Below are 7,030 nucleotides of genomic sequence, written 5' to 3'. Positions count from 1 at the left end.
AATTACATAGTCTGGTGGCGATAGCGAGAAGGTCACACCCGTTCCCATACCGAACACGGAAGTTAAGCTTCTCAGCGCCAATGGTAGTTAGGGGCTGTCCCCTTGTGAGAGTAGGACGTCGCCAGGCAGAAAAAACGAGTATCTAACAGATACTCGTTTTTTTGTTATGAAAAGGACTGACTAAGTTAATATAATCCAATAATTTACTTCTCTTTATAATAAATCTTTAATTATCAAGTTATTATATGAACTAATTGTGAATCTGAATGAAAAATGAGCAGATTTTTAAAAACTTTATAATATTAAGCAGTTAAAAGCCTATATAATGAATCTATAGAATTAAAAAAATTTCTTTACGAGTATTAGCAAAAATGTGTTTTTGATTATATACAGGTTTTCAAATAGCACTTGTAGATAGTAAATCGATTTAATAAATGAGGCTAAGATGAGGAGATTTTATAATGAAACCATTTATTTTTTCTATATACAAAGAGAAATCATTACATATTGTAACAGTAAGTAATAGTTATGAAAAAGCAAATTGAGGAACTAAAATCTGCTATCAAACATTTTCAGTCTCTTTTTGAAAGCCTAGATGAAGTGTATTGGACAATGGACGTTGAAGAAGGCAAGCTTCTACAAATATCTCCATCTTGTCAAAAGATATATGGACTTCCACCCGAAGCCTTTTTTGAAAACTCAGCTATCTGGTTAGATGTGGTGTATCCAGAGGATTACGAGTATGTATTAGAAAAGCAGCAGGTATTAAAAACAGGGGAAAAATTAGATTATGAATATCGTATTATACATCAACAGGATCAGTCAATTCGTTGGGTAAGAGATCAAACGGTCCCTACATTAGACTCAGAAGGAAATATCATTTTTCTAAATGGAATGATATCGGATATAACAGAGAAAAAAATGAAAGATAAGAGACTAGTTACCCTTGCAAAAGTGTTAAATAGCACAATTGAAGGTGTCTTAGTTACAGATCATAATCAAAAGATTATTATGTTTAATCCAGCTTTTACAACCATAACGGGTTATGGAAGTGAAGTAATAGGTATGACACCAAAAGTGTTAAGATCTGGTTTGCAGGAGTCAAACTTTTATAAGAAACTATGGCATCAGCTTAAGACAAAGGGCTTTTGGCAAGGAGAACTGTCAAACCGTCGAAAAAATGGAGACATCTATGTTCAATGGGCTACCATCACGACAATTAAAGGTGAAAATGGAGAAATACAAGGTTATGCATCAATATTTGATGATATAACTGAGAGAAAAAGAGAAGAAGATAGGATACATGAGGATATTCAGCTTGCTTCTTTAGTTCAAAAAACTATTCTAAAACCTTCTTTTAACAATAATGATATTCAAATTTCAGGTTATTATAAACCGTCCTATGGTCTTGCAGGGGATATGTACACCTGGTATGAATTAGGTCCAGGGAAATATGGCGTTATTATATTCGATGTCATGGGACATGGTGTGGCCGCTTCCCTAGTTGTCATGTCTATTAATTCAATCCTAAGGAGCATTATCCAGACTAATCCTCATCCAACATATGTATTTAAAGAGCTTAATAAACATATTAGGAACTTATTTCACCTGAATAAAAAGGAAGTACCTTTCTATTTCACAGGTATATATTCCGTTATCGATTTAGGTAAAAATCAAATTGAATATAGTAACGCTGGGCATCCTGCAGGCTTTTTGAGGCAAGTCGATGGCAATATACAAAGACTTGATGAGGGAACGGTTCCAATTGGGCTTTTGGATGAGATTGACGTACCTACCCAAAAACTATCTTGGACAAAAGGAAGTCAATTGATTTTATATACCGATGGACTTATAGATATATTTAACGAAAGTATTCTAAAAAATATTGTTATTCTAGAAAAAGAGATTAACAAACAGGCCAAGCTCTTTACAGAAAAAGATATAGAGAATTTTATTGATTTTATACAAAATAAGTATGGCGAGTTTAAAGATGATGTCTCTTTACTATTAGTAAATTTTAAGTAACTCTTTCCATGGAAAGAGTTTTTTCTATATTTAAGGTTTAAATAATTTTGGGGCGGGAAAATGTAGTGGTAATAAAGGGTTACATTATTGATTTTTACAATTACTAATACACAAATAATAGAATAAAACATACATTTGATTCGTTAAAGATTTAAAAAATGGTTAGAATGAACAGTATGTAAAGATTGCATGAATATGGGAGGTTCATGTATAATTTTAATCAAATAAGTCAAATATAGTCAAAGTCAGATAGGAGGAGGTTTTTTGAGGAACATCTCCGATATCATTGAGCAGTATTTAAAAGAAGTACTAGAGTTAAGTGAGCAGGAAATTGTTGAGATAAAGCGAAGTGAGATTGCAGACAAATTCCAATGTGTTCCTTCACAAATAAACTATGTAATAAATACTCGTTTTACAATCGAAAAAGGGTATGCAGTGGAAAGCAAGCGTGGTGGTGGTGGTTACATTAGAATTATGAAGGTCCAGTCACATGATTACGCGCATTTAATCGAACAGCTCCTCAACTTATTTCAGAGTCGAATATCACAAAATAGTGCTGAAAACGTAATCTATCGTTTAGTTGAAGAAGAGGTCATATCAAACAGAGAAGCAAAAATTATGTTAAGTGTTATAGACCGATCTGTATTATATATTGACCTTCCTTATCGGGATGAGCTTCGTGCAAGAATGTTAAAAGCCATGCTGACATCCTTAAAGTATAAGTAACTTTCAAAAAGGTACATTTTAGAAAGAAGCGATAGCTTGAGAGGTGATTCAAAGTGATTTGCCAGGAATGTAATGAAAGGCCTGCTACTCTTCATTTCACTAAGATTAATAATGGGGAAAAAACAGAGTATCATCTTTGTGAAAAATGCGCCCAAGAAAAAAGTGAAAGTTTTATTTTAAACAATACCTCGGGATTTTCAATTAATAATCTATTAGCTGGATTACTTAATTTTGAAAGTACTTTCCAACAACCTACTCAAAAGTCACCCTTTTATCAAGAAGAAGTTTTACAATGTGAAGGCTGTTCTATGACGTATAAACAATTTATTCAAGTTGGACGTTTTGGATGCGCGAATTGCTATGAGACCTTTAAGGAGCAAATGAAGCCTATCCTAAGAAGACTTCATAGTGGAAATGAGACTCATAATGGTAAAATTCCTGAGCGTATTGGAGGGAATATTCATCTTCGTAAGAATATCGAAGACTTAAAGCAAGCATTAAAAGACTCCATAGCTCAAGAAGAATTCGAAAAGGCTGCTGAGATTAGAGATCAAGTCCGGTCTTTAGAGAAGCAGTTAAATGAGTCTAACCAGGGAGGGGAATGAGCGTGTCGTTGGAACGATTTATTAATCAAGCTATTAGCTCGTGGATGAGCTCAGAGGGGCCTGATTCAGACATTGTTCTAAGCTCCCGAATTCGTTTAGCGAGAAATATAAGTAAATACCAATTTCCAACATTATTTACGAACGAAGAAGCACAAGAAGTTATCCATACGATTGAAAAATGTGTGAGTAACCACAAGATTCTAGACCTTGGGGAGCTTGAGCTTCTGTTAATGGAAAACTTACAACCTTTACAAAAAAGGGTTCTCGTAGAAAAGCATCTGATTAGCCCACATCTAGCTGAGAGTTCTCCTTTTGGTGCTTGCCTCCTTTCTGAAAATGAAGAGGTTAGTATTATGATTAATGAGGAGGATCACATTCGTATTCAGTGCTTATTTCCGGGATTTCAATTAACTGAATCCCTTCATATGGCAAACCAAATAGATGATTGGTTAGAGGAACATGTGGATTATGCTTTTAATGAAAAGGTTGGATATTTAACTAGCTGTCCTACGAATGTGGGAACAGGCTTAAGGGCTTCGGTTATGATGCATTTACCTGGGCTTGTCCTTACTCAACAAATGAGCAGAATCATCCCGGCTATTAACCAGCTAGGGTTAGTAGTAAGGGGGATATACGGTGAGGGTAGTGAAGCATTGGGGAATATCTTTCAAATCTCCAATCAGATTACACTCGGAAAATCTGAAGAAGATATTGTAGAAGATTTAAAAAGTGTAGTTAGTCAATTAATTTCACAGGAAAGATCAGCTAGAGAAGCATTACTAAAGACTTCTAACATACAATTAGAAGACAGAGTATTCCGCTCCTTTGGGATCCTGTCCAACAGCAGAATTATTGAATCGAAAGAAGCCGCTCGCTGTTTGTCTGATGTTAGGTTAGGGATAGATTTAGGTTTTATAAAAAATATTTCAAAAAATATTTTAAATGAATTAATGATTTTAACCCAACCAGGGTTTTTACAGCAATATGCAGGTGGGCCATTAAGACCAAATGAGCGAGATATACGCCGTGCTTCACTTATTAGAGAAAGATTAAAGATGGAAAAATAAGTTTTGTAGGGAGGACTTGAACATGATGTTTGGACGCTTTACAGAAAGAGCACAAAAAGTATTAGCATTAGCCCAAGAAGAAGCGATTAGATTAGGACATAACAATATCGGTACAGAACATATTTTGCTAGGGCTTGTTCGTGAAGGTGAAGGTATTGCAGCTAAAGCTCTTTATGCTCTAGGACTAGGTTCAGATAAAATCCAAAAAGAAGTAGAGAATCTGATTGGCAGAGGACAAGATGCTTCTCAAACGATTCATTATACTCCACGTGCTAAAAAGGTAATTGAGCTATCTATGGACGAAGCTCGCAAACTAGGTCATTCCTATGTAGGAACAGAACATATTTTATTAGGTTTAATTAGAGAGGGAGAAGGAGTAGCAGCTAGAGTACTTAATAACCTAGGTGTTAGTCTAAATAAAGCTCGTCAACAGGTACTGCAACTTTTAGGAAGCAGTGAGTCAAATGGTCACTCAGGAGGAGCTGCAGCTAGTGCCAATACTCCAACGCTTGACGGACTAGCACGTGATTTAACGGCAATTGCTAGAGAGGGTAGCTTGGACCCTGTTATTGGCCGAAGTAAAGAAATTCAACGTGTAATTGAAGTGTTAAGCCGTCGTACGAAAAATAATCCTGTATTGATCGGTGAGCCAGGAGTCGGTAAAACAGCGATTGCTGAAGGTCTTGCACAACAAATTGTTAATAATGAGATTCCTGAAACATTACGTGATAAACGAGTAATGACGTTAGATATGGGAACAGTAGTTGCTGGAACGAAATATCGTGGTGAATTTGAAGACCGACTAAAGAAAGTGATGGATGAAATTCGCCAGGCAGGTAATATTATTTTATTCATTGATGAGCTTCATACTCTAATTGGAGCAGGTGGAGCAGAAGGTGCCATTGACGCGTCTAATATTCTAAAACCATCACTAGCTCGTGGGGAACTTCAATGTATCGGTGCTACTACACTTGATGAATATAGAAAATATATTGAAAAAGACGCAGCCCTTGAGCGTCGTTTCCAACCGATTACAGTGGATGAACCAACATCTGATGAATCCATTCAAATTTTAAAAGGGCTACGTGATCGTTATGAAGCACATCACCGTGTATCGATTACAGATGAAGCTATAGAAGCAGCTGTTAAACTTTCTGACCGTTACATTTCTGATCGTTTCCTTCCGGATAAAGCGATTGATCTTATCGATGAAGCAGGATCGAAAGTGCGTTTACGATCTTATACAACACCACCTAACTTAAAAGAGCTAGAAGCTCAATTAGAAGAGGTACGTAAAGAAAAGGATGCAGCTGTTCAAGGACAAGAGTTTGAAAAAGCAGCTTCTTTAAGAGACTCTGAACAACGTCTACGTGAAAAACTTGAAGAGACGAAGAAGTCTTGGAAAGAGAAGCAAGGAAAAGAAAACTCTGAAGTGACAGTGGAAGATATTGCGAACGTTGTATCAAGCTGGACTGGAATTCCTGTTTCGAAGCTTGCTCAGACAGAAACCGATAAACTGTTGAACTTAGAATCTATTTTACACTCTAGAGTGATTGGGCAAGAAGAAGCTGTTAAGGCGATATCTAAAGCGGTTCGTCGTGCTCGTGCAGGCTTAAAGGATCCGAAAAGACCAATTGGTTCTTTCATCTTCCTAGGTCCAACAGGGGTTGGGAAAACAGAACTTGCTAGAGCACTAGCAGAATCTATGTTTGGTGACGAAGATGCGATGATTCGTGTTGATATGTCTGAGTATATGGAAAAACACTCCACTTCTAGATTAGTTGGTTCACCTCCAGGTTATGTAGGTTATGAAGAAGGTGGGCAATTAACAGAAAAAGTACGAAGAAAACCTTATTCGGTAGTACTTTTAGATGAAATTGAAAAAGCACATCCTGATGTGTTTAATATTCTCCTTCAAGTATTAGAGGATGGACGCCTAACAGATTCAAAAGGAAGAACGGTAGACTTTAGAAATACAGTATTAATCATGACTTCTAACGTCGGAGCAGAATCTTTAAAACGTAACAAATATGTAGGTTTTAATATCCAAGATGGAGAACAAGACTATAAAGATATGAAAGGGAAAGTGATGGAGGAATTGAAAAAAGCATTCCGTCCAGAGTTCCTTAACCGTATCGATGAAATTATTGTCTTCCATGCACTGGAAAAGAAACATTTACAACAAATTGTTACTTTAATGTCTGATCAATTAATCAAGCGACTAGTGGAACAAGATATTACATTAGAATTAACAGATGCTGCGAAAGAAAAGATCTCCGAAGAGGGGTACGATCCAGAATATGGAGCAAGGCCACTGCGCAGAGCTATTCAGAAAAATATCGAAGATCGCTTGTCTGAAGAACTCCTAAAGGGAACGGTATTAAAAGGACAAAATATTATTATTGATATTGATAATGGTGATTTTATCGTTCGAACAGGTGAACCTGTAACAAAATAATGATTGAAAGGTACACGTTTTAAACTTGCGTGTACCTTTTTTTACAAGTACACTTGTTCGTATACAGTATAAAAGAATAAATTCCAATCCACCTTCCCCTATATAAAAATACTCCTTAAATTTCTTGTCAAAGCATTCATCTAGAATAG

The 7,030-nt window shown here is 36.0% G+C and carries 5 protein-coding genes and 1 rRNA gene; all 6 read left to right on the top strand.

The window, feature by feature from the left end; all coding sequences use genetic code 11:
• Positions 1–10 precede the first annotated feature (10 nt).
• Positions 11–127, top strand: a 5S ribosomal RNA gene (gene rrf / locus SM124_RS21570).
• 401 nt (positions 128–528) lie between these two features.
• Complete coding sequence (locus tag SM124_RS21565) at positions 529–2,025, top strand: SpoIIE family protein phosphatase (RefSeq protein ID WP_322448581.1); 1,497 nt, start codon at positions 529–531, stop codon at positions 2,023–2,025.
• 264 nt (positions 2,026–2,289) lie between these two features.
• The gene (locus SM124_RS21560; RefSeq protein WP_322448580.1) at positions 2,290–2,751 is read left to right on the top strand and encodes a CtsR family transcriptional regulator; all 462 of its coding nucleotides are present in this window, start codon (positions 2,290–2,292) and stop codon (positions 2,749–2,751) included.
• Positions 2,752–2,804: 53 nt separating this feature from the next.
• Entirely contained in the window at positions 2,805–3,356 is a 552-nt protein-coding gene (gene mcsA, locus SM124_RS21555; protein ID WP_322448579.1) for a protein-arginine kinase activator protein McsA, read from the top strand.
• Between the two features lie 2 nt (positions 3,357–3,358).
• On the top strand, positions 3,359–4,423 hold the full coding sequence (gene mcsB / locus SM124_RS21550) for a protein-arginine kinase McsB (protein WP_322448584.1): 1,065 nt from the start codon (positions 3,359–3,361) through the stop codon (positions 4,421–4,423).
• A gap of 22 nt (positions 4,424–4,445) precedes the next feature.
• Positions 4,446–6,881 carry an ATP-dependent protease ATP-binding subunit ClpC gene (gene clpC / locus SM124_RS21545; protein ID WP_322448578.1) on the top strand — a complete coding sequence of 812 codons (2,436 nt, stop codon included), beginning with the start codon at positions 4,446–4,448 and terminating at the stop codon, positions 6,879–6,881.
• The last annotated feature ends 149 nt before the right edge of the window (positions 6,882–7,030 follow it).

Origin of the sequence: Robertmurraya mangrovi (assembly GCF_034427655.1) — a bacterium.
GTDB classification, from domain to species: domain Bacteria; phylum Bacillota; class Bacilli; order Bacillales; family Cytobacillaceae; genus Robertmurraya_A; species Robertmurraya_A mangrovi.
This window is presented reverse-complemented; position numbering and strand designations above follow the sequence as displayed.

Coding starts and splice junctions, on each gene's coding strand:
- SM124_RS21565 (WP_322448581.1), top strand. CDS start 529: ATGAAAAAGCAAATTGAGGAACTAAAATCTGCTATCAAACATTTTCAG.
- clpC (WP_322448578.1), top strand. CDS start 4,446: ATGATGTTTGGACGCTTTACAGAAAGAGCACAAAAAGTATTAGCATTA.